The organism is Streptomyces sp. AM25, assembly GCF_058146165.1.
In genome coordinates this window covers 123,475-143,977 of record NZ_JBKIWN010000020.1, presented here as the reverse complement: position 1 = coordinate 143,977, position 20,503 = coordinate 123,475, and the positions used below count along the sequence as shown (strand labels likewise).

General features: G+C 71.7%; 21 protein-coding genes. 9 read left to right on the top strand and 12 right to left on the bottom strand.

What is annotated here, in order from left to right; genetic code table 11:
• Positions 1–69 precede the first annotated feature (69 nt).
• Both dusB and ACLHRZ_RS26340 read right to left on the bottom strand, forming a co-directional pair.
• A complete protein-coding gene (gene dusB / locus ACLHRZ_RS26345) occupies positions 70–1,254 on the bottom strand; it encodes a tRNA dihydrouridine synthase DusB (protein WP_490420999.1) in 1,185 nt (394 codons plus the stop codon).
• A 62-nt stretch (positions 1,255–1,316) separates the two neighbouring features.
• Positions 1,317–2,228, bottom strand: a complete 912-nt coding sequence (locus ACLHRZ_RS26340) for a helix-turn-helix transcriptional regulator (RefSeq protein WP_490420998.1) — start codon at positions 2,226–2,228, stop codon at positions 1,317–1,319.
• 102 nt (positions 2,229–2,330) lie between these two features.
• On the opposite strand from ACLHRZ_RS26340, the gene ACLHRZ_RS26335 reads away from it, so the two are divergent.
• The 3 genes from ACLHRZ_RS26335 (at position 2,331) to ACLHRZ_RS26325 (ending at position 5,568) form a co-directional block, all read left to right on the top strand.
• Positions 2,331–3,785, top strand: coding sequence for an MFS transporter (locus ACLHRZ_RS26335; protein ID WP_490420997.1), 1,455 nt, complete (start codon positions 2,331–2,333; stop codon positions 3,783–3,785).
• Between the two features lie 118 nt (positions 3,786–3,903).
• Positions 3,904–4,908: an aldo/keto reductase gene (locus ACLHRZ_RS26330; protein WP_490420996.1), complete on the top strand. Its 1,005-nt coding sequence runs from the start codon at positions 3,904–3,906 to the stop codon at positions 4,906–4,908.
• A 78-nt stretch (positions 4,909–4,986) separates the two neighbouring features.
• Positions 4,987–5,568 carry a TetR/AcrR family transcriptional regulator gene (locus ACLHRZ_RS26325; RefSeq protein WP_490420995.1) on the top strand — a complete coding sequence of 194 codons (582 nt, stop codon included), beginning with the start codon at positions 4,987–4,989 and terminating at the stop codon, positions 5,566–5,568.
• Between the two features lie 137 nt (positions 5,569–5,705).
• Here ACLHRZ_RS26325 and ACLHRZ_RS26320 read toward each other — a convergent pair whose 3' ends face one another.
• The 3 genes from ACLHRZ_RS26320 to ACLHRZ_RS26310 all read right to left on the bottom strand — a co-directional run bounded on the left by ACLHRZ_RS26320 (position 5,706) and on the right by ACLHRZ_RS26310 (position 9,089).
• Positions 5,706–6,350 (bottom strand): response regulator transcription factor, encoded by a 645-nt coding sequence (locus ACLHRZ_RS26320; protein ID WP_490420994.1) that lies wholly within the window; start codon positions 6,348–6,350, stop codon positions 5,706–5,708.
• Positions 6,338–7,561, bottom strand: coding sequence for a sensor histidine kinase (locus ACLHRZ_RS26315; protein ID WP_490420993.1), 1,224 nt, complete (start codon positions 7,559–7,561; stop codon positions 6,338–6,340). The genes ACLHRZ_RS26320 and ACLHRZ_RS26315 overlap by 13 nt, the downstream gene beginning before the upstream one ends.
• Positions 7,562–7,706: 145 nt before the next feature.
• On the bottom strand, positions 7,707–9,089 hold the full coding sequence (locus ACLHRZ_RS26310) for a glycine--tRNA ligase (protein ID WP_490420992.1): 1,383 nt from the start codon (positions 9,087–9,089) through the stop codon (positions 7,707–7,709).
• Between the two features lie 153 nt (positions 9,090–9,242).
• Here ACLHRZ_RS26310 and ACLHRZ_RS26305 point away from each other — a divergent pair, with 153 nt between their 5' ends.
• The 4 genes from ACLHRZ_RS26305 (at position 9,243) to ACLHRZ_RS26290 (ending at position 12,486) form a co-directional block, all read left to right on the top strand.
• Positions 9,243–10,244 (top strand): metal ABC transporter substrate-binding protein, encoded by a 1,002-nt coding sequence (locus ACLHRZ_RS26305; protein ID WP_490420991.1) that lies wholly within the window; start codon positions 9,243–9,245, stop codon positions 10,242–10,244.
• Between the two features lie 47 nt (positions 10,245–10,291).
• On the top strand, positions 10,292–11,059 hold the full coding sequence (locus ACLHRZ_RS26300) for a metal ABC transporter ATP-binding protein (RefSeq protein WP_490420990.1): 768 nt from the start codon (positions 10,292–10,294) through the stop codon (positions 11,057–11,059).
• Positions 11,059–11,931 carry a metal ABC transporter permease gene (locus tag ACLHRZ_RS26295; RefSeq protein WP_490420989.1) on the top strand — a complete coding sequence of 291 codons (873 nt, stop codon included), beginning with the start codon at positions 11,059–11,061 and terminating at the stop codon, positions 11,929–11,931. The genes ACLHRZ_RS26300 and ACLHRZ_RS26295 overlap by 1 nt, the downstream gene beginning before the upstream one ends.
• A 144-nt stretch (positions 11,932–12,075) precedes the next feature.
• Positions 12,076–12,486 carry a Fur family transcriptional regulator gene (locus ACLHRZ_RS26290; RefSeq protein WP_490420988.1) on the top strand — a complete coding sequence of 137 codons (411 nt, stop codon included), beginning with the start codon at positions 12,076–12,078 and terminating at the stop codon, positions 12,484–12,486.
• A 99-nt stretch (positions 12,487–12,585) separates the two neighbouring features.
• Here the strand turns inward: ACLHRZ_RS26290 and ACLHRZ_RS26285 are convergent, their stop codons facing one another.
• From ACLHRZ_RS26285 to leuA, 5 genes are all read right to left on the bottom strand, one after another.
• Positions 12,586–13,404, bottom strand: coding sequence for an isoprenyl transferase (locus ACLHRZ_RS26285; RefSeq protein ID WP_490420987.1), 819 nt, complete (start codon positions 13,402–13,404; stop codon positions 12,586–12,588).
• A 26-nt stretch (positions 13,405–13,430) separates the two neighbouring features.
• Positions 13,431–14,177 carry a DNA repair protein RecO gene (recO, locus tag ACLHRZ_RS26280; protein ID WP_490420986.1) on the bottom strand — a complete coding sequence of 249 codons (747 nt, stop codon included), beginning with the start codon at positions 14,175–14,177 and terminating at the stop codon, positions 13,431–13,433.
• 57 nt (positions 14,178–14,234) lie between these two features.
• A complete protein-coding gene (locus ACLHRZ_RS26275; protein ID WP_490420985.1) occupies positions 14,235–14,582 on the bottom strand; it encodes a hypothetical protein in 348 nt (115 codons plus the stop codon).
• Between the two features lie 65 nt (positions 14,583–14,647).
• Positions 14,648–15,391 (bottom strand): tellurite resistance TerB family protein, encoded by a 744-nt coding sequence (locus tag ACLHRZ_RS26270; RefSeq protein ID WP_490421082.1) that lies wholly within the window; start codon positions 15,389–15,391, stop codon positions 14,648–14,650.
• Positions 15,392–15,571: 180 nt separating this feature from the next.
• Positions 15,572–17,371, bottom strand: coding sequence for a 2-isopropylmalate synthase (leuA, locus tag ACLHRZ_RS26265; RefSeq protein WP_490420984.1), 1,800 nt, complete (start codon positions 17,369–17,371; stop codon positions 15,572–15,574).
• A 303-nt stretch (positions 17,372–17,674) separates the two neighbouring features.
• Here leuA and ACLHRZ_RS26260 point away from each other — a divergent pair, with 303 nt between their 5' ends.
• Together ACLHRZ_RS26260 and ACLHRZ_RS26255 are read left to right on the top strand one after the other, a co-directional pair.
• Positions 17,675–18,730 carry a M4 family metallopeptidase gene (locus tag ACLHRZ_RS26260; RefSeq protein WP_490420983.1) on the top strand — a complete coding sequence of 352 codons (1,056 nt, stop codon included), beginning with the start codon at positions 17,675–17,677 and terminating at the stop codon, positions 18,728–18,730.
• Positions 18,731–18,760: 30 nt separating this feature from the next.
• On the top strand, positions 18,761–19,030 hold the full coding sequence (locus tag ACLHRZ_RS26255) for a protealysin inhibitor emfourin (protein WP_490420982.1): 270 nt from the start codon (positions 18,761–18,763) through the stop codon (positions 19,028–19,030).
• 101 nt (positions 19,031–19,131) lie between these two features.
• Here ACLHRZ_RS26255 and era read toward each other — a convergent pair whose 3' ends face one another.
• The gene (gene era, locus ACLHRZ_RS26250; RefSeq protein ID WP_490420981.1) at positions 19,132–20,073 is read right to left on the bottom strand and encodes a GTPase Era; all 942 of its coding nucleotides are present in this window, start codon (positions 20,071–20,073) and stop codon (positions 19,132–19,134) included.
• 44 nt (positions 20,074–20,117) lie between these two features.
• Entirely contained in the window at positions 20,118–20,465 is a 348-nt protein-coding gene (locus tag ACLHRZ_RS26245) for a cytidine deaminase-like protein (RefSeq protein WP_490420980.1), read from the bottom strand.
• Between the last annotated feature and the right edge of the window lie 38 nt (positions 20,466–20,503).

The following is a 20,503-nucleotide window of genomic DNA, read 5'->3' as shown; positions in this document are numbered from 1 at the left end:
CCTCAAACGCTCATCTGAGCGGGACCCCTATCAGAGGTGGCGAGAATCACGCCCTCGCCAACCCCCCCGTCATCCCCCGGAAGTGTCAAGTTCGGCATCCGCTCCGACGACCGCGCACGCGTAGGGATCGTCGAGCCAGCCGTCCGGGAGCACCACGCGGTTGCGGCCCGAGGTGCGGCCCCGGGGACCGTCCGCGCCGGCCGGCCAGGACTGGTCCAGGTCGAGCTCGCTCAGAAGAGCGTCCAGCTCGGCCAGCGAGGAGGCGATCGCCAGCTTCTTGCGCAGCTCCGAGCCGATCGAGAAGCCCTTGGTGTACCAGGCCACGTGCTTGCGGAAGTCGATGACGCCGCGTTCCTCGTTCTCCAGCCACTGGCCCAGCAGTTCGGCGTGGCGCAGCATCACCTTGGCCACCGTGCCCATGTCGGGCGCCGCCGGGGCGCCGGGGCCCGCGGGGTCGAAGGCGGCCACCAGGTCGCCGAAGAGCCAGGGCCGGCCCAGGCAGCCGCGGCCGACCACGACGCCGTCGCAGCCGGTCTCGCGCATCATCCGGACGGCGTCCTCCGCCGACCAGATGTCGCCGTTTCCGAGCACCGGGATCTCGGGGACGGTCTCCTTCAGCCGGGCGATGGCCGACCAGTCGGCGGTGCCGCCGTAGTGCTGGGCGGCGGTGCGGCCGTGCAGGGCGATGGCGGTCACGCCCTCCTCGACGGCGATGCGGCCGGCGTCGAGGTAGGTCATGTGCTCGTCGTCGATGCCCTTGCGCATCTTCATGGTCACCGGGAGCGACCCGGCGTTGCCCACGGCCTCGCGCAGGATCGAGCGCAGCAGGTTGCGCTTGTACGGCAGGGCGGAGCCGCCGCCCTTGCGGGTGACCTTGGGGACCGGGCAGCCGAAGTTGAGGTCGATGTGGTCGGCCAGGTCCTCGTCCACGATCATGCGGACGGCCTTGCCGACCGTCACCGGGTCGACGCCGTAGAGCTGGATCGAGCGGGGCTTCTCGGTCCCGTCGAAGTGGATCAGCCGCATGGTCTTGGCGTCCCGCTCGACCAGCGCCCGGGTCGTGATCATCTCGCTGACGAACAGCCCCTTGCCGCCCGAACTGTGCTTTCCCGGGGGATAACCCCCGGACCCCCAGCCGACGCCTTCGGCAAACTCACGGCACAGGGTGCGGAAGGGCGCGTTCGTGATCCCGGCCATCGGGGCCAGGACCACCGGCGGCTGCACCGTGTGCGGGCCGATCTGGAGCTGCGTCATGGAGAGGCTTCCTCGGTCGTGCGGGAGTCGTGCGGAACAGGGGGACGACCGTCCATTGTCCCTCATCCGGCGGAAGCGCCGGCCTGCTCTTCTTCGAGCACCAGCCGGTGCAGCCGCTCCATCCGCCCGTGCGTCTCCTCGTCGACCGGGGTGTAGCTGCTCAGGCGCGGACCGGGGCCGGGGCCGAGCCACAGGCTGGTGTGCTTGACGCGCAGCAGGCCCACGCGGGGGTTCTGGAAGGCCTTCGTCCGGGGCGACTGGTCGGTGACCACCTCGTGCCGCGCCCAGATCTCCCGGAACTCCGGCGAGGCGTCGTGGAGCCGCTTGACCAGGCACTTCCAGGAGGGCTCCGCCACGTGCTCGGCCATCGCGGCACGGAACTTGGCGGTCATCAGCCGCATCGTCTCGTCCCGGTCGACGAGCGCCTCCCGCCACTGGGGGTGGGTGTACGAGAGCCACAGGCAGTTGCGGTCGCGCGGCGGCAGGGCGTCGAGGTCGCACAGCAGGCGGCCGTAGGTGCGGTTGTAGGCGAGGATGTCGTAGCGCGCGTTCTGCACGCAGGCGGGGAAGGGCTCCAGCTGCTCCAGCATCTGCAGCAGCGCCTCCGGCACGTCCGCGTACGCGGCCTCGGGCAGCGGGTCGGCGACGCCCGCCAGGGCGAAGAGGTGGGAGCGCTCGTCGCGGCCGAGCATCAGGGCCCGGGCGACGGCGTCCAGCACCTGCCCGGAGGCCTGGATGTCGCGGGCCTGCTCCATCCACGTGTACCAGGTGACCCCGACGGCGGCCAGGTGCGCGACCTCCTCGCGGCGCAGCCCGGGGGTGCGGCGCCGGACCCCGCGGGGCAGGCCGACCTGCTCGGGGGTGATCCGCTCGCGGCGGCTGCGCAGGAAGGCGGCGAGCTCCGCGCGCCGTACGTCGTCCGCTGTGTCCGCATGTGTCCGTGCGGCGGTCTGCTCCAGCACCATCGTGGTCATGCCCTCCAGGGTGCGGCACGCCCCATCGGCGTGCCAGGTAGTCCCGGTACCAGGATAAAGACACTCTGGTACCAGGCTGAGCAGGGGGCCATCGTCTTACCCGTGAGCCAAACCCCGATAGCAACCAGCGTCCGGCCCCGCGTGGGCTCCCCCGTCCCCCCGTCCTCCTCCGCCGCGCCCGTACTGACACCGCTCGGCCTGCTGACCGTCATGCTCGGGGCGGCGCTGCCGATGGTGGACGCGTTCATCGTGAACGTGGCCCTGCCGACGATCGACCGTGACCTGCACGCCGGTCCGGCTCTGTTGGAGATGGTCGTCGGCGGCTACGGCGTGGCGTACGCGGTGCTGCTGGTGCTCGGCGGACGCCTCGGCGACATGTTCGGCCGCCGCCGGCTGTTCCTGTGGGGCATCGTGACGTTCGGCCTCACCTCGGTGGCCTGCGGCCTCGCGCCGAACGCCTGGACACTGGTCGCCGCCCGGGTCGCGCAGGGCGCGGCCTCGGCGCTGCTGCTGCCGCAGGTGCTGGCGAGCATCCAGGCCACGACGAGCGGCGCGGCCCGGGTCCGGGCGATGAGCTGGTACAGCTCGACGGCCGGCGTCACCAGCGCGGTCGGCCAGGTGCTGGGCGGCGTGCTGGTCTCCCTGAACATCGCGGGCACCGGCTGGCGCTCGATCTTCCTGGTCAACGCACCCGTCGCGGCCGTCGCGCTGGTGCTGGCGCTGCGGTCGGTGCCGGAGACGCGCTCGGAGCACCCCACGCGGGTGGACGGGCCGGGCACCGCGCTGCTGTCGGTGACGCTGATCTCGCTGCTGCTGCCGCTGACCGAGGGCCGGGCCGCGGGCTGGCCGGTGTGGTCGTGGGTGCTGCTGGCGGTGTTCCCGTTCGCGGCCTGGGCGTTCCTGGCGGTGGAGCTGCGTACGGAGCGGGCCGGCCGCACGCCGCTGGTGCCGCCGTCGCTGCTGCGGATCCACTCGATGCGCAGCGGGCTGGCCGTCGTCATGCCGTTCTGCCTGGGCTGGGGCGGCTTCATGTTCGTCCTCGCGGTGGCGCTGCAGGAGGGGCTGAAGCTCGGCCCGATGGCGGCGGGTCTGGCACTGGTGCCGCTGTGCCTGGCGTTCTTCGTCGCCTCGCTGGCGGGCCCGCGGCTGGCCGCGCGGCACGGGCGGCGCGTGGTGACGGCCGGTGCGCTGCTCCAGAGCGCCGGTCTGCTGATGCTGATCGCGACCTTCCACTGGGGCGGGCACGGGCTGGACGGCTGGGACACCGCCCCGGCGCTGGCGGTCCAGGGCCTGGGCCAGGGGCTGCTGTTCCCGCTGACGATGCGCACGATGCTCAGCGAGGTGCCGGTCGCCCAGGCGGGCGTCGGCGGCGGCGTGGTGACCACCACCCAGCAGGCGTTCCAGGCACTGGGCGTGGCCGCCCTCGGGACGCTCTTCCTCTCGCTGGCGCCCTCGATGGGGATGCAGGACGCCCTGACGGTCACGCTCGCCGTGCAGCTGGTGGCGGCCGCGGTCACGGTGGTGCTGAGCCTGCGGCTGCCGCGCTCCATCCGCTGAGCCGGGCGGCCGCGGGGGCCGGCGCACGATGACGCATGGAATGACAGATATTGAAATCTGTCATTCCATGCGTCATGCTGTCGGTGTACCCGCTCCCCCGCACTCCGAAGGAGTTCCCGTGCAGCACCGCACCCTCGGCACCACCGGCCCCCGCATCTCCGCCCTCGGCCTCGGCTGCATGGGCATGTCCGCCCTCTACGGCGATGCCGACCGCACCGAGTCCGTCGCGACGATCCACGCCGCCCTCGACGCCGGCATCACCCTGCTGGACACCGGCGACTTCTACGGCATGGGCCACAACGAGCTGCTCATCGGCGAGGCCCTGCGCACCGCGCCCGCCGCGTCCCGCGAAAAGGCGCTCACCAGCGTCAAGTTCGGCGCCCTGCGCGGCCCCGACGGTGCCTGGTTCGGCTACGACGGCCGCCCGGCCGCGGTGAAGACCTTCGCCGCGTACTCGCTGCAGCGCCTCGGCGTCGACCACATCGACGTCTACCGCATCGCCCGCGTCGACCCCGACGTGCCGATCGAGGAGACCGTCGGCGCCATCGCCGAGCTCGTCGAGGCCGGCCACGTCCGCCACATCGGCCTCTCCGAGGCGGGCGCCGAGACCGTCCGGCGGGCCGCCTCCACCGCCCCGATCACCGACCTGCAGATCGAGTACTCGCTGCTCTCCCGCGGCATCGAGCGGCAGATCCTGCCCGCGTGCCGCGAACTGGGCATCGGCATCACCGCCTACGGCGTCCTCTCCCGCGGCCTGATCGGCGGCCACATGAACCGCGACGCGCAGTTCGCCGCGAACGACTTCCGGGGCATGAGCCCCCGCTTCCAGGGCGAGAACCTCCAGCGCAACCTCGACCTGGCCGACGCGCTGCGCAAGGTCGCCGAGGGGCGGGGCGCGAGCGTCGCGCAGACCGCCATCGCCTGGGTGCTCTCCCGCGGCGAGGACATCGTCCCGCTGGTCGGCGCCCGCAGCCGCGGCCGCCTCACCGAGGCGCTCGGCGCCCTGGACGTCACCCTGAGCCCGGCCGACATCGCCGCCATCGAGGAGGCCGTACCGGCCGGCGCCGCCGCGGGCGAGCGCTACCCGGACTCGCAGATGGCCCACCTCGACAGCGAGCGGTAATCCTTGCGGGCACGGCCGGTTACGCTCGACCGGTCGGCGAGCGACTGCCACTGCGACCGAAAGGACCGTCCCACCGCCATGGCGCCCGAGACCCTGACCCCCGCCCGCATCCTGGAGGCCACCGAGGACGTGCTGCGCCGCTTCGGCCCGGCCAAGGCCACGGTGGTCGACGTGGCCCGGGCGCTCGGTGTCAGCCACGGCAGCGTCTACCGGCACTTCGGCAGCAAGGCGGCGCTGCGGGAGGCCGTGACCGACCGGTGGCTCGGCAAGACGCACGTGGAGCTGTCCGCCGTCGCGGAAGGGGACGCCCCTGCGGGGGTGCGGCTGCAGGCGTGGCTCGCCGGGCTGTTCGCCGCGAAGCGGCGCAAGGCCGGTGACGATCCTGAGCTGTTCGCCACCTACATGGTGCTCGCCGGCGAGAACAGCGGCACCGTCGAGCGGCACATCGAGACGATGATCGGCCAGTTGGCCGGGATCGTCGAAGAGGGCGTGCGGGACGGGGAGTTCGTCTCGGACGACCCCGCCGTCACGGCGCGGGCGTTGTGGGACGGCACTTGCCGTTTCCATGACCCGGGTTATGCGGAGGAATGGGCACTGCCCGACATCGACGGGGCGTTCGAGGCCGTTTGTGCGTTGCTGCTGCGGGGGCTGCGTCGCTGAGTTTTCGGGTGCGGGTCATGTGCGGTTGCTCGCGCAGTTCCCCGCGCCCCTTACGGGGCGCGACCGGGGTTCCGTGCCCCGTAAGGGGCGCGGGGAACTGCGCGACCAGCCACAACGCGCCCGCAGGTGACGGGGCGCTACCCCACACCCAGGAACCGCAGCACCGCCAGCACCCGGCGGTGGTCCGCATCCGCCCTCGGCAGGTCCAGTTTCGCCAGGATGCTGTTGATGTGCTTCGCCACCGCGCTCTCGCTCACCACCAGCCGCTCCGCGATCCCCGCGTTGGAGCGGCCCTCCGCCATCGCGGCCAGGACCTCGCGCTCGCGGGCGGTCAGGCGGTCCAGCGGGTCGGAGTGGCGGCGCACCAGGAGCTGCGAGACCACCTGCGGGTCCAGCGCCGTGCCGCCCGCAGCCACGCGCCGCACCGCCTCGATGAACTCCTCGACGTCCGCGACCCGTTGCTTGAGCAGGTAGCCGAGGCCCGCCGTCTCGCCGGTCAGCAGGTCCGTCGCGTACCGCTCCTCCACGTACTGCGACAGCAGCAGCACTGCCGTCCGCGGCCACTGCGCGCGCACGGCCAGCGCGGCCCGTACGCCCTCGTCCTGGAAGCCCGGCGGCATGCGGACGTCGAGCACGGCCAGATCCGGCCGGTGTTCGTCGACCGCGGCCAGCAGGGTCTCGGCGTCGCCGGTCTCCGCAACCACCTCGAATCCGGCCGTCTCCAGGACCCTCACGAGTCCCACCCGGAGCAGGACGGAATCCTCGGCAATCACAGCGCGCACGGCAGCTCCACAGTCACCACGGTCGGGCCCCCCGCGGGGCTCTTGATCGAGAAGGTGCCGTCGACCGACGCGACGCGCTTGGCCAGACCCGTCAGCCCGGTGCCCCCGGAGGAGTCCGCTCCGCCCACGCCGTCGTCGGAGACGACGACGAGCAGTATCTCCCCGATCCGCTCCACGCTGACATCCGCCCTGCTCGCCCGCGCGTGCTTGACGACGTTGGCGAGCGCCTCGGAGACCACGAAGTAGGCCACGGCCTCGATCGTCGGCGCCGGCCGCTCCGGCAGGTCCACCGTCAACCGCACCGGCAGCGGGGCCCGTTCGGCGATGCCGGAGAGGGCGGCGTCCAGGCCGCGGTCCTCCAGGACGGCCGGGTGCAGGCCGCGGACGAGGTTGCTCAGCTCCTCGATGGCCTCCTTCGCCTCGCGGTGGGCCTCGTCGATGACCTTACGGGCGTCGTCCGGCAGACCGGGCAGAGTGGCCTTCGCCAGGCCGAGGTTGACCGCCAGCGACACCAGGCGCTGCTGGGCGCCGTCGTGCAGGTCCCGCTCGATGCGCCGCCGTTCGGCGTCCGTCGCGGCGACGACCTCGGCCCGCCGCTCGGTCAGGTCCGCCACCCGGCGCGTCAACTGCTCGGTGCGGCTGGGCCCGAGGCGGTTCGCGGCGGCGCGGGCGTCGAGCCGGGCGACGGCCGTGGAGAGCCAGGCGGCCGCGTACAGCGCGGCGAGGCCCGCGGCGGTGACGTAGCCGTCCTGGACGACGGTGAACACGTAGCGGTGCTCGGGCGGCACCGCCCACATCCAGACGTACGTGGTGGCCGCCGCCCCCGCCGCCGCCCACAGCAGCAGGACGCCCAGCCCGGCCAGCGCCAGCAGCGGCCCCACCGCCAGGTGGTAGCGCACCTGACGCCAGGCGGCCTCCGACCGCAGCCACTGCGCCACGCCGCCCGCCCGCGCCGGCGCGGGGATGTCCACCCCGGACCGGGTGCGGAATCGGGCCCGTTGCACCGTGCTCAGCAGCGGCGTCGCGGCCACGAGCGCGGCGAACGGCACGAGGACGGCCGCCAGCACGCTCAGCGCCTCCGTCGGCCCGCCGGGCAGCCACGGCAGGGCGAGCACGAGCAGCGGGGGGAGCTGGGCGAGCGCGCCCACGGCGAGCAGGGCGGCGGCACGGCCGGCGCCGCGGAACGGGCGGAGGAGGAAGGCGAATTGCATGGCTCACACGGTAGGTGCGCAGGTCAGGGGTGCACCATGGCAGTGATTGCCGTTCCGGGGGTGAACCTGGTGCCACCCCCGCAAGGCCGCAGGCCCCGGCCCCCGCCGAGCGGGGAACCGGGGCCTGCGGAAGAGGCGTTGCGGATCAGCAGCCGATCAGGCGAGCGGCCAGGTAGCCCTCGATCTGGTCGAGCGAGATGCGCTCCTGCTTCATCGTGTCGCGCTCGCGCACCGTCACCGCGTTGTCGTCCAGGGTGTCGAAGTCGACCGTGACGCAGAACGGCGTGCCGATCTCGTCCTGGCGACGGTAGCGGCGGCCGATGGCGCCCGCGTCGTCGAACTCGATGTTCCAGTGCTTGCGCAGGTCCGCCGCCAGGCCCTTGGCCTTCGGGGAGAGCTGCGGGTTGCGGGACAGCGGCAGGACGGCGACCTTGACCGGGGCCAGGCGCGGGTCGAGGCGCATCACGGTGCGCTTCTCCATGACGCCCTTGGCGTTGGGGGCCTCGTCCTCGTTGTACGCGTCGAGCATGAAGGCGAGCATGGCGCGGTTCAGACCGGCCGCCGGCTCGATGACGTACGGGAAGTAGCGCTCGCCGGCCTCCTGGTCGAAGTACGACAGGTCCTGGCCGGAGCCCTTGGCGTGGGCCTGGAGGTCGAAGTCCGTGCGGTTGGCGATGCCCTCCAGCTCGGAGAACTCGGTGCCGCCGAAGTTGAAGCGGTACTCGATGTCAGTGGTGCGCTTGGAGTAGTGGGAGAGCTTCTCGGCGGCGTGCTCGTACCACCGCATGTTCTCCTCGCGCATGCCGAGGCCGGTGTACCAGCTCCAGCGCTGCTCCATCCAGTACTCGTGCCACTGCTCGTCCTCGCCCGGCTTGACGAAGAACTCCATCTCCATCTGCTCGAACTCGCGGGTGCGGAAGATGAAGTTGCCCGGCGTGATCTCGTTGCGGAAGGACTTGCCGGTCTGGGCGATGCCGAACGGCGGCTTCTTGCGCGAGGTCTGCTGGACCTGGGCGAAGTTGGTGAAGATGCCCTGCGCGGTCTCGGGGCGCAGGTACGTCACGGAGCCGGTGTCCTGGGTGGGGCCCAGGTGGGTGGAGAGCAGGCCGGAGAACTGCTTGGGCTCGGTGAACTGGCCCTTGTTGCCGCAGTTCGGGCAGTTGACGTCGGCGAGGCCGTTCTCGGGGAGCTTGCCGTGCTTGGCCTCGTACGCCTCCTCCAGGTGGTCGGCGCGGTAGCGCTTGTGGCAGGAGGTGCACTCGGTCAGCGGGTCGGAGAAGGTGGCGACGTGGCCGGACGCCTCCCAGACCTCACGGGCGAGGATCACCGACGAGTCGAGACCGACCACGTCGTCGCGCGAGGTGACCATGGAGCGCCACCACTGGCGCTTGATGTTCTCCTTGAGCTCGACGCCGAGCGGTCCGTAATCCCAGGCGGCACGCTGTCCGCCGTAGATCTCGGAGCAGGGGTAGACGAAGCCACGGCGCTTGCTCAGGCTGACGATGGTGTCGATCTTGTCGGCGGCCACGGTGCTCTCTTCATTGCGACGACGAACAGCGAATGATTCAGGTTACCGGCGCGGCACCCCCTCTCATCAAATCGGCTATGGCCTTGGCTTGACCCCGTCCCTCGACGCGACTGCTGTTGACAATCGTTTCCAGTTTTGTTGAAAATGAGTGTCATGAACGTACGTCCGATACGCCCCGAACGACCGTCCCGGTCCCGCCGTCGAATAACCCTGACCACCGCCGTCGCCGGGACGGCCGCGCTGGGCCTGCTGTCCCTCTCCGCCTGCTCCCCAGACAGCGGCAAGGACACCGCCGCGGATGGAAAACTGCAGGTCGTGGCGTCGTTCTACCCGATGCAGTACCTGGCCGAGGAGATCGGCGGCGAGCACGTCAAGGTCACCAACCTGACCAAACCGGGCGTCGAGCCGCACGACCTGGAGCTCACCCCGAAGCAGACCGGCTCGCTCTCCGAGGCGGGCGCCATCGTCTACCTCAAGGGCATCCAGCCCGCCGTGGACACGGCCATCAAGCAGTCCGGAAACAAGCACGTCGCCGACGCCACCGCCTTCACCGGCATGGAGAAGCACGGCACCGAGGTGGACGGCCACGACCACTCCACCGGCGACAACCACTCGCACTCCGACGCCGAGCCCGGCGACGACCCGCACGTCTGGCTGGACCCGGTGAAGTACGCCGAGGTCGCCAAGGGCGTCGGCAAGACCCTCGCCGAGGCCGACCCGGACCACAAGGCCGACTACGCGAAGAACACCGACGTGCTGGTCAAGAAGCTCGGCGACCTGGACACCGCGTTCCGCGACGGCCTGAAGAACCGCGCCTCGGACACCTTCATCACCACCCACGCGGCCTTCGGCTACCTGGCCGAGCGCTACGGCCTCACCGAGGAGGCCATCAGCGGCCTCGACCCCGAGTCCGAGCCCAGCGCCGCCCGGATGAAGGAGCTGCACAAGCTCGCCGAGGACCACCACGTGAGCACGGTCTTCTTCGAGACCATCGCCAACCCCAGCACCGCGAAGACGCTGGCCGGCGACCTCAAGGTGAAGACGGACGTCCTGGACCCCCTGGAGGGCATCACGGACAAGTCCCGCGGCCACGACTACATCGAGGTCATGAAGTCCAACCTGGCCGCACTGCAGAAGGCGCTCGGCACCAAGTGAGCCGGCCGTCTCTGCACCGGCCGCCTCTGAAGACGGAGGAAGCAGCCATGGAGCAGCCCGTCATATCCCTGCGGGGCGCCACCGCCTCGCTCGGCTCCCGCCCGGTCCTGCGCGGCGTCGACCTGACCGTGCAGCGCGGCGAGGTCGTCGCCCTGCTCGGCGCCAACGGCTCCGGCAAGTCCACGGCCGTCCGGGCCGTCGTCGGGCAGGTCCCGCTCACCGGCGGCGAGCTGGAGCTCTTCGGCACCCCGCAGCGCCGCTTCCGCGACTGGGCGCGCGTCGGCTACGTGCCGCAGCGCACCACCGCGGCCAGCGGCGTGCCCGCCACCGTGCGCGAGGTCGTCGCCGCCGGGCGGCTGGCCCGCACGAAGCTGGGCCCGACCCGCAAGGCGGACCGCGAGGCCGTCGTGCGGGCGCTGGAGCTCGTCGGCATGGCGGACCGCCTCAAGGACTCCGTCAACGCCCTCTCCGGCGGCCAGCACCAGCGCGTGCTGATCGCCCGCGCGCTCGCCGGGGAACCCGAACTGCTGATCATGGACGAGCCGATGGCCGGCGTGGACCTCGCCAACCAGGGCGTCCTCGCCGAGGCCCTGCGCACGCAGGTCGCCCGCGGCGCCACCGTGCTGCTCGTCCTGCACGAACTCGGGCCGCTGGAGCCGCTGATCGACCGCGCCGTCGTCCTGCGCGACGGCTGCGTGGTGCACGACGGCCCCCCGCCCAAGGCCGTGGGCCAGCACGCGCTGCCCGGCCACGACCACGTCCACCCGCACGCCGACCCGGCAGCGGAACCCGTCCGGACGGGACTGCTGAGCTGATGGAAATCCTCGACCTCCCCTTCATGCAGCGGGCGCTGCTGGCCGCCTTCCTGGTCGGCATCACGGCCCCCGCGATCGGCATCTACCTCGTCCAGCGCCGCCAGGCGCTGATGGGCGACGGCATCGGCCACGTCGCCCTCACCGGCGTCGGGCTGGGCTTCCTGCTCAACACCAGCCCGGTGTGGGTGGCCACCGCCGTGTGCGTGCTGGGCGCGGTGGTGATGGAGCTGATCCGCTCGTACGGCAAGGCGCGCGGCGACATCGCCCTGGCCATGCTCTTCTACGGCGGCATGGCCGGCGGCGTGATGCTCATGAGCCTCTCCTCCAGCGGCTCCAACGCCAACCTCACGACCTACCTGTTCGGTTCGATCACCACCGTCTCGCAGCAGGACATCGTCGCCATCTGCATCCTGGCCGCCTTCGTGGTCCTCACCACGATCGGGCTGCGCCGGCAGCTGTTCGCCATCTGCCAGGACGAGGAGTTCGCCCGTGTCACCGGGCTGCCGGTGCGGCTGCTGAACCTGCTGGTCGCGGTCACCGCCGCGGTGACCGTCACCGTCGCCATGCGCGTCGTCGGCCTGCTGCTGGTCAGCGCGCTGATGGTGATCCCGGTGGCCGCCTCGCAGCAGATCGCCCGCAGCTTCGCGACGACCTTCGCCATGGCGGTGGCCGTGGGTGTGCTCGTCACCCTGTCGGGCACTGTCACCTCGTACTACGTGGACGTGCCGTCCGGCGCGACGATCGTGCTGATGGCGATCGGCGTGTTCATCGCCCTCACCGCCGTCGCCACCCCGCTGGCGAGACGGCGGGCGGACCGGACCGCCGAGGCGGAGCGCTGCACGCTGGCGCCGGAAGCCGACGTCCAGGTCTGACGATCATGACCGTGCCGGGCCCGGCGGGCGGAGCTGTACGGACCGATCCCCTTGATCGACCCGTACAGCTCCGTCCGCCGGGCCTGGCACAATTGGCGTGGCAGCACGTGCAGTGCGTGTTCACGCGAGCTTGAGGAGGCAACTGTGGCGACCGCCGGTCCCCCGGTACGCGGACGGGCCACCAAGCAGCGGGCCGCGGTGGCGGCCGCGCTCGACGAGGTGGACGAGTTCCGCAGCGCGCAGGAACTCCACGACCTGCTCAGGCACCGCGGCGCCTCGGTCGGCCTGACCACCGTCTACCGCACCCTGCAGTCCCTCGCCGACGCGGGCGAGGTGGACGTGCTGCGCACCAGCGAGGGCGAGTCCGTCTACCGCCGCTGCTCCAGCGGCCACCACCACCATCTCGTCTGCCGCGTGTGCGGCAAGGCGGTCGAGGTCGAGGGCCCGGCCGTGGAGAAGTGGGCGGACTCCATCGCCGAGGAGCACGGGTTCGTGGACGTGGCCCACACGATCGAGATCTTCGGAACGTGCGGGGAGTGCGCGGCGAAGGGGTGACCGTCCCTGGGGGCTTCGCCCCCAGCCCCCCTTGTCGCGGCTTCGCCGCTCGTCCTCAAACGCCGGACGGGCTGACATTGTCAGCCCGTCCGGCGTCTTTCAGGCCTGCTCCGCAGGAGCCTCGTTCGGGATCGCCCCGCCGAAGCGCCGGTCCCGCTGTGCGAACTCCAGGCAGGCGCGCCAGAGATCGCGGCGGTCGAAGTCCGGCCACAGGACGTCCTGGAAGACCATCTCGGCGTAAGCGCTCTGCCAGATCAGGTAGTTGGACGTGCGCTGCTCGCCGGAGGGGCGCAGGAACAGGTCCACGTCCGGCATGTCCGGGTAGTACAAGTACTTCGCGAGGGTCTTCTCGTTGACCTTCGACGGGTCGAGCCGACCGGCCTTCACGTCCTCCGCCAGCGCCTGCGCCGCGTCCGCGATCTCCGCGCGGCCGCCGTAGTTCATGCAGAAGTACAGCGTGAGCTTGTCGTTGTCCTTGGTCTGCTCCTGCGCGACCTGCAGTTCCTTGGCCACCGACCGCCACAGCTTGGGCATCCGGCCCACCCAGCGCACCCGGATGCCGAGTTCGTCGAGCTGGTCGCGCGTCTTGCGGATGAAGTCGCGGTTGAAGTTCATCAGGAAGCGCACCTCGTCGGGCGAGCGCTTCCAGTTCTCGGTCGAGAAGGCGTAGAGGGAGATGTTGCCCACGCCCATCTCGATCGCGCCCTGGAGCACGTCCAGCACGCGCTCCGCACCGACCTTGTGGCCCTCGGTGCGCGGCAGGCCGCGCTCCTTGGCCCAGCGGCCGTTGCCGTCCATGACGATCGCCACGTGCTCGGGCACCAGCTCGCCCGGGATCTTCGGCGGCCGCGCGCCCGAGGGGTGCGGCTCGGGGGTGCGGTAATCGCGTCGGGGGCGGCCCAGAAACCGTCGTGCCATGACTGCCACTTCTCCTCGTACGTCCTTCACTGCTCCACGTAGCGCAGGGACCTCAGCCCCCGCTCCAGATGCCAGCTGAGATACGCGGCCACCAGGCCGCTCCCCTCCCTGACGTGCCGCGCCTCGCACGCGTCCGCGGTCGTCCAGTCCCCGGTCAGCAGTGCGCCGAGGAGTCCGAGCGACTCCGAGGAGGGTACGACGCTTCCGGGCACCCGGCAGTCCCCGCAGGTGACTCCGCCGGCCGCGGCCGAGAAGAAGCGGTTGGGGCCGGGCATGCCGCACTTGGCGCAGTCCCCGAAGCTGGGGGCGTAGCCGTTGACCGCGAGGGAGCGCAGCAGGAACGCGTCGAGCACCAGGTGCGGGGCGTGTTCGCCCGCGGCGAGCGTGCGCAGGCCGCCGACCAGCAGGAGGTACTGCTGGACGGCGGGTTCACCCTCGTGGTCGGTGAACCGCTCGGCGGTCTCCAGCATCGCGGTGCCGGCGGTGTAGCGGGCGTAGTCGGTGACGATCGCGCCACCGTGGGCGGCGATGGTCTCACTCTGCGTGCACAGCGGGAGACCGCGCCCGACGAGCTCGCCGCCGCGCGCGAAGAACTGCACGTCGACGTGCGAGAACGGCTCCAGCCGGGCCCCGAACTTGGACTTGGTGCGCCGCACCCCGCGCGCGACGGCGCGGACGCGGCCGTGGCCGCGGGTCAGGAGGGTGATGATCCTGTCCGCTTCTCCCAGCTTCTGGGTACGCAGGACGATGCCGTCGTCGCGGAACAGACTCATGCAGTCATTGTCCCGCACCGGCGGGGCGGCCCGGACCGCCGGTGCGGGACGGCGGGGTCAGTGCCGGAAGTCGCCGTGGATCGCCAGGTAGTGGGCGACGGCCTTGCACTTGTCGCGGGCCTCGAAGTAGAGGAGGGACTGCCGCTGGGTGATCTCCCCGCAGCTGTGGACGTCCTGCAGGGCGGGGGTCATGAAGGGGGTGCGGCGCTCCACCTCCTGCTTCATGTACGGGAGTTCGGGGCCGGGCACCCCGCATTCCAGCGTGAGCTTCGACGGGGTGCGGGCCGAGTGGTACGTGCGGCAGTCCGCGGTGTCGGCGGACGCGGGGGCGGGGGGCGCGAGGACGACGAGGGCTGCCGCTGCGAGGACGGCCACCGCCGCGCCGGGGAGGCGAATTGAGGTCATGCGCCCGAGAATGTCGGTGCACGGCACCCCAGTTCAAGATCATTCGGTGGCGGTCACGGCCCGTCCTACGACGGCATCCGCGCCGCCGCCAGCAGCCGGTCGGTGTCCTCGGGACAGATCAGCAGCGCCCGCCCCACCGTGGCCAGCACCTCCCGCTCCGCGGGCCGGTACGGGCCGTCGGCCAGGGCGATGCGCGCGCCCTGCAGCAGGATCGATTCGCGGCCCGCGGGGGCCAGGTGCGGGGCCAGCGGCTCCAGGGCCTCGTGCAGCTCGATGGCCAGGGCCGTGCCGCACGGGTCGAAGCCGTCGCGGCCGGAGGAGCCGGAGGGGCCGGAGACCGTGCCGTTCCCGCCGTACCGGCCGGGCAGCCGGCCCGTGTCGGCGGCCAGCGCCTCGATCAGGGTGACCAGCTGCTCCTCGCTGCAGTCGGCGAAGCCCGCCGCGCGCACCGCGCCCACCGCGGCCCGGCGCACCGTGCGGGCCTCCGTGCCGCCCGCGGCCAGCACGGCGAGGGCCACCGTGTGCACCGCGTCGCGCAGCATCGCGGAGAAACGGGTGGTGGTGGGGTGGTCGAGGACGTCCAGCGCGAAGCGGCCGCGGCAGGCCGTGCATTCGACGATCGGGCCCACCGGCCCGCGCGGCAGCAGCGGCACCCCGAACGCGACCAGACGGCGGCGGCCCGTACGCCGGTGGTAGTTGCGGTCCCCGCCGCAGCCCGGGCAGAAGAACTCGCCGTCGCCGACGGTGCGCCATACGGTGCGTACGCCCACCACACACCGGTCCGGGCTGTGTCGGCCTTGCGCGTGCATCACGGCGCACCTCCATAACGCCACGGCCTCGTCGCCGCGTTGACGTGATGTTAGCCACATCGGTGATGCTGCGTCAGTACCCCGCCACGCGGAGTTCCGACCGGGGGTGGCCGAAACCGCCACCGTCCCCACCGGATGCGGTGGTTTCCGGTGGCGGCCGGTTGACCGCCGGACGGGGCCTTAGTCCCGGTATGCCCGGTTGACCGCGGAGACGACGGCCTTGATCGACGCACGCGTGGTGTTGGCGTCGACGCCGATGCCCCACAGCACCGCCCCGTCGATCACGCACTCGATGTACGAAGCGGCCTGCGCCCCGGCGCCCTCGCTCATGGTGTGCTCGGTGTAGTCCAGCACCCGGGCGTCCACGCCGTTGGCGGCGAGGGCGTCGACGAAGGCCGAGATCGGACCGTTGCCGGTACCGGTCAGCACCGTCTCCGCGCCGTCCACGACGGCCTCGACGGTGAGCACGTCGGTGCCCTCCGCGCCGGAGGTGGTGGTCTGCGCGGAGCGCAGGGCGATGCGGCCCCAGGGATTGCCGGGGGTCGGCAGGTACTCGTCCTGGAAGACCGACCAGATCTCCTGCGGGGTGATCTCGCCGCCCTCGGCGTCGGTCTTGTTCTGAATGATCTTCGAGAACTCGATCTGCATCCGGCGCGGCAGGTCCAGCTTGTGGTCGTTCTTCAGCACGTAGGCGATGCCGCCCTTGCCGGACTGCGAGTTGACGCGGATGACGGCCTCGTAGGAGCGGCCGACGTCCTTGGGGTCGATCGGCAGGTACGGGACCGCCCACTCGATGTCGTCCACGCTCTTCCCGGCCGCGGCGGCGCTCGCCTCCATGGCCTCGAAGCCCTTCTTGATGGCGTCCTGGTGGGAGCCGGAGAAGGAGGTGTAGACCAGGTCGCCCGCGTAGGGGTGGCGCGGGTGGACCTCCATCTGGTTGCAGTACTCGGCGGTGCGGCGGATCTCGTCGATCTGCGAGAAGTCGATCTGCGGGTCGACGCCCTGGGAGAACAGGTTCATGCCCAGCGTCACCAGGTCGACGTTGCCGGTGCGCTCGCCCTGCCCGAACAGGCAGCCCTCGATCCGGTCCGCCCCGGCCATGACCGCCAGCTCGGCGGCGGCCACCGCGGTGCCCCGGTCGTTGTGCGGGTGGACCGACAGGCAGATGTGCTCACGGCGCGACAGGTTCCGCGACATCCACTCGAAGCGGTCGGCGTGGGTGGAGGGCGTGGAGCGCTCGACGGTCGCGGGCAGGTTCAGGATGATCTCGCGGCCGGACTCGGGCTGCCAGACGTCCATCACGCCCTCGCAGACCTCCAGCGCGAAGTCCAGCTCGGTGTCGGTGAAGATCTCCGGGCTGTACTGGTAGCCGAAGACCGTCCCGTCGCCCAGGATCTTGTCCGCGTACTCCACCACCAGCCGGGTGCCGTCCACCGCGATCTGCTTCACCTGCTCGCGCGAGCCGCGGAAGACCACGCGGCGGAAGACCGGCGCCGTCGCGTTGTAGAGGTGCACGGTGGCCCGGTGCGCGCCGCGCAGGGACTCCACGGTGCGCTCGATCAGCTCCTCGCGCGCCTGGGTCAGGACGGAGATCGTCACGTCCTCGGGGATCGCGTCCTCTTCGATGATCGACCGGACGAACTCGAAGTCGGTGGCCCCGGAGGAGGGGAAGCCGACCTCGATCTCCTTGTAGCCCATGCGCACCAGCAGGTCGAACATCTCCCGCTTGCGGGCGGGCGACATCGGGTCGATCAGCGCCTGGTTGCCGTCGCGCAGGTCGGTGGAGAGCCAGCGGGGGGCCTTGGTGATGCGCCGGTCCGGCCAGGTGCGACCGGTGATCTCCACGGCCTCGTAGGGCCGGTACTTGTGGACCGGCATCCCGGACGGGCGCTGGGTCACCGTCGCCGCGGTGACCGGGGTGGGGCGGCCGACGGAGTGCTCGGAGGACTGCACGTTCGACTGCTCGGGCTGCTGCGACATCTGCGGAGGGCTCCTCGTGGTGTCCGCGAAGGGATCGGCCAACGGGCCTGCGCTCATCACGGCACGCAGCACCGGACTCCGCGGGGAGGGGGTCGGCCTACGACTACAGACCCTCGCCGCGGCAGCTAAGAAGAAGCAGCCCGAAACGCATGATGCACAGCACACTAGCCGAGGCTCACCCGGTGTAAAGGGGTGTTCCAGCATGCGGGACACGGGCCGGGCCCGCGGAGCCCGGCCACTCGTTTGCAGGAATCGCCGTCCGGAAGAGTGACAAGCCCCGCGGCCGATGCGAAATTGCCGCTCATGGACACCGTGAAGAGCGTTTTCTGCACCATCGTTCCACCGCACATCCTGGACGCGCTGGCCCAGTCGGAGGACCCCCGGCACCACGAGCCCGCGCGCCGCACCCTGGAGCACGACGGCGCCCTGCGCACCCGCCGCCGGGTCACCGCGCTCCGCGGCGCAGCGGCCGCCCCCGAGGGCGCGCTGCCCGACAAGCCGCAGCGCACCATCTACGACGAGCAGCACGAGACGGCGCTCCCCGGTACCAAGGTGCACGGCGAGGGCGACGGCCCCAGCAAGGACGCCACGGTCAACCGTGCGAACGCCGCGCTCGGGGCCACGTTCGACTTCTACCTCAAGGTCTACGGCCGGCACTCCATCGACGGCGCGGGCATGCCGCTGAACGCCTCCGTGCACTACGGCGAGAAGTACGACAACGCCTTCTGGGACGGCGACCAGATGGTGTTCGGCGACGGGGACGGCGTCATCTTCGGCGACTTCACGGTCTCCGTGGACGTCATCGGCCACGAGCTCACCCACGGTGTCACCCAGCACACCGCCAACCTGGAGTACTACGGCCAGTCCGGGGCGCTGAACGAGTCGCTCTCCGACGTCTTCGGCTCGCTGATCAAGCAGTACGCGCTGGGCCAGACCGCCGAGCAGGCCGACTGGCTGATCGGCCAGGGCCTGCTGGGCCCCACCATCCACGGCGTGGCCCTGCGCTCCATGAAGGCCCCGGGCACCGCCTACGACGACCCTCACCTGGGCAAGGACCCGCAGCCGGCTGCGATGGACGACTTCGTCCGCACCTCGCGCGACAACGGCGGCGTGCACATCAACTCCGGCATCCCCAACCACGCCTTCTACCTGCTGGCCACGGCGCTGGGCGGGCACGCGTGGGAGCGGGCCGGGCAGATCTGGTACGACACCCTGACCGGCGGCGAACTGGCCGCGGACGCGGGCTTCGCGGACTTCGCCCGGCTGACGGCGGCCGCGGCCCGGGCCCGTTACGGCGAGGGCGACGCGGCGCAGGCCGTGCTGAAGGCGTGGCACCAGGTGGGGGTCCCCACCTCGTAGCGCGGGCCCCCGGCGGGCCAGAATGGCGGCATGCGGATCGTCATCACCCGGACCGGCGGATTCGCCGGCATCGAGCGCCGGGCCGAGCTGGACACGGCCGGCCGGCCCGACGCGACGCACCTGGAGGCGCTGGCGCACCGCGCGCTGGCGCCGGGGCGGGAGTCGGGGCCGGCACGGGGCGTGCCGGACGGCTTCCACTACGAGATCGACGTGGACGGCAGGTCCGTCCACCTGGCCGACCCGCACCTCACGCGGGATCAGCGGGAGCTGATCACGTCGGTGCTCAAGGAGGGGGCCTGAGCGCGGTTCTTCGACTGCGGGCCGGCTGTGGCCAGTCGCGCAGTTCCCCGCGCCCCTTACGGGGCACGGTACGCACCGCCCCGTCAGGGGCGCGGGGAGCTTCAGAAGCCCAGGCGCCGCAACTGCTTCGGGTCCCGCTGCCAGTCCTTGGCGACCTTCACGTGCAGGTCGAGGTAGACGGGGGTGCCGAGCAGCGCCTCGATGTGCTTGCGGGACTTCATGCCCACCTCCTTGAGGCGGGCCCCCTTCGGGCCGATGATGATGCCCTTCTGGCTCGGCCGCTCGATGTAGACGTTCGCGTGGATGTCCAGCAGCGGCTTGTCCTTCGGCCGGTCCTCGCGCGGCAGCATCTCCTCGACCACGACCGCGATCGAGTGCGGCAGCTCGTCGCGCACGCCCTCCAGGGCCGCCTCGCGGATCAGCTCCGCGACCATGACCTGCTCCGGCTCGTCCGTGAGGTCGCCCTCCGGGTACAGCGCCGGGCTCTCCGGGAGCAGCGGCACCAGCAGGTCGGCCAGCAGCGAGACCTGCTTGTCGCCCACCGCCGAGACGGGGATGATCTCGGCCCACTCGATGCCGAGCTCCTCGCCCAGCTTCTGGATGGCGAGCAGCTGCTCGGCCAGCTTCTTGGAGTCCACCAGGTCCGTCTTGGTGACGATGGCGACCTTGGGCGTCTTCTTGATGCCGGCCAGCTCGCTCGCGATGAAGCGGTCGCCGGGGCCGAGCTTCTGGTCGGCCGGGAGGCAGAAGCCGATCACGTCGACCTCGGCCCAGGTGGTCCGGACGACGTCGTTGAGCCGCTCGCCCAGCAGGGTGCGCGGCTTGTGCAGACCGGGGGTGTCGACCAGGACGAGCTGGGCGTCCGGGCGGTGCACGATGCCGCGCACCGTGTGCCGGGTGGTCTGCGGGCGGTTGGAGGTGATTGCGACCTTCGTCCCCACCAGTGCGTTGGTCAGGGTCGACTTGCCCGCGTTGGGGCGGCCGACGAAGCACGCGAAGCCCGCGCGGTGAGGGGCCTGGGAGGGGGAGGAGGGCTTGTCCATGCCACACATTCTCCCCGATCCCCCGGCCTGCGCGGACCAGCGGCTCAGCCTGCCGTGATCGTCGCGCCCGGTGTGCCGTCCGGCCCGGCCAGCAGCACCGGCGTCTCCGGGCCGCCCAGGTCCCGCACGGCCGCCCGGTCCGCGTCCGGCACCGCCGCCGCCTCGGAGACCACCGCGGCGGCCTCCAGGGAGGTGGCACCGCTGGCCACCGCCATGGCGACGGCCGTCTGCAGCGCGCTGAGCCGCAGCGAGTCGAGGGCGACGGTTCCGGCGACGTAGGTGCGGCCCGTCTCGTCGCGCACGGCCGCGCCCTCGGCGACGCCGTTGCGGGCCCGGGTCGCCCGGGCGAGCGTGATGAGCTTGCGGTCTTCGGGGGGCAGGGTGTCCGTCATACCCGGAGCATAGGGGCGTGCCGCCCGCGCCCCTCGGC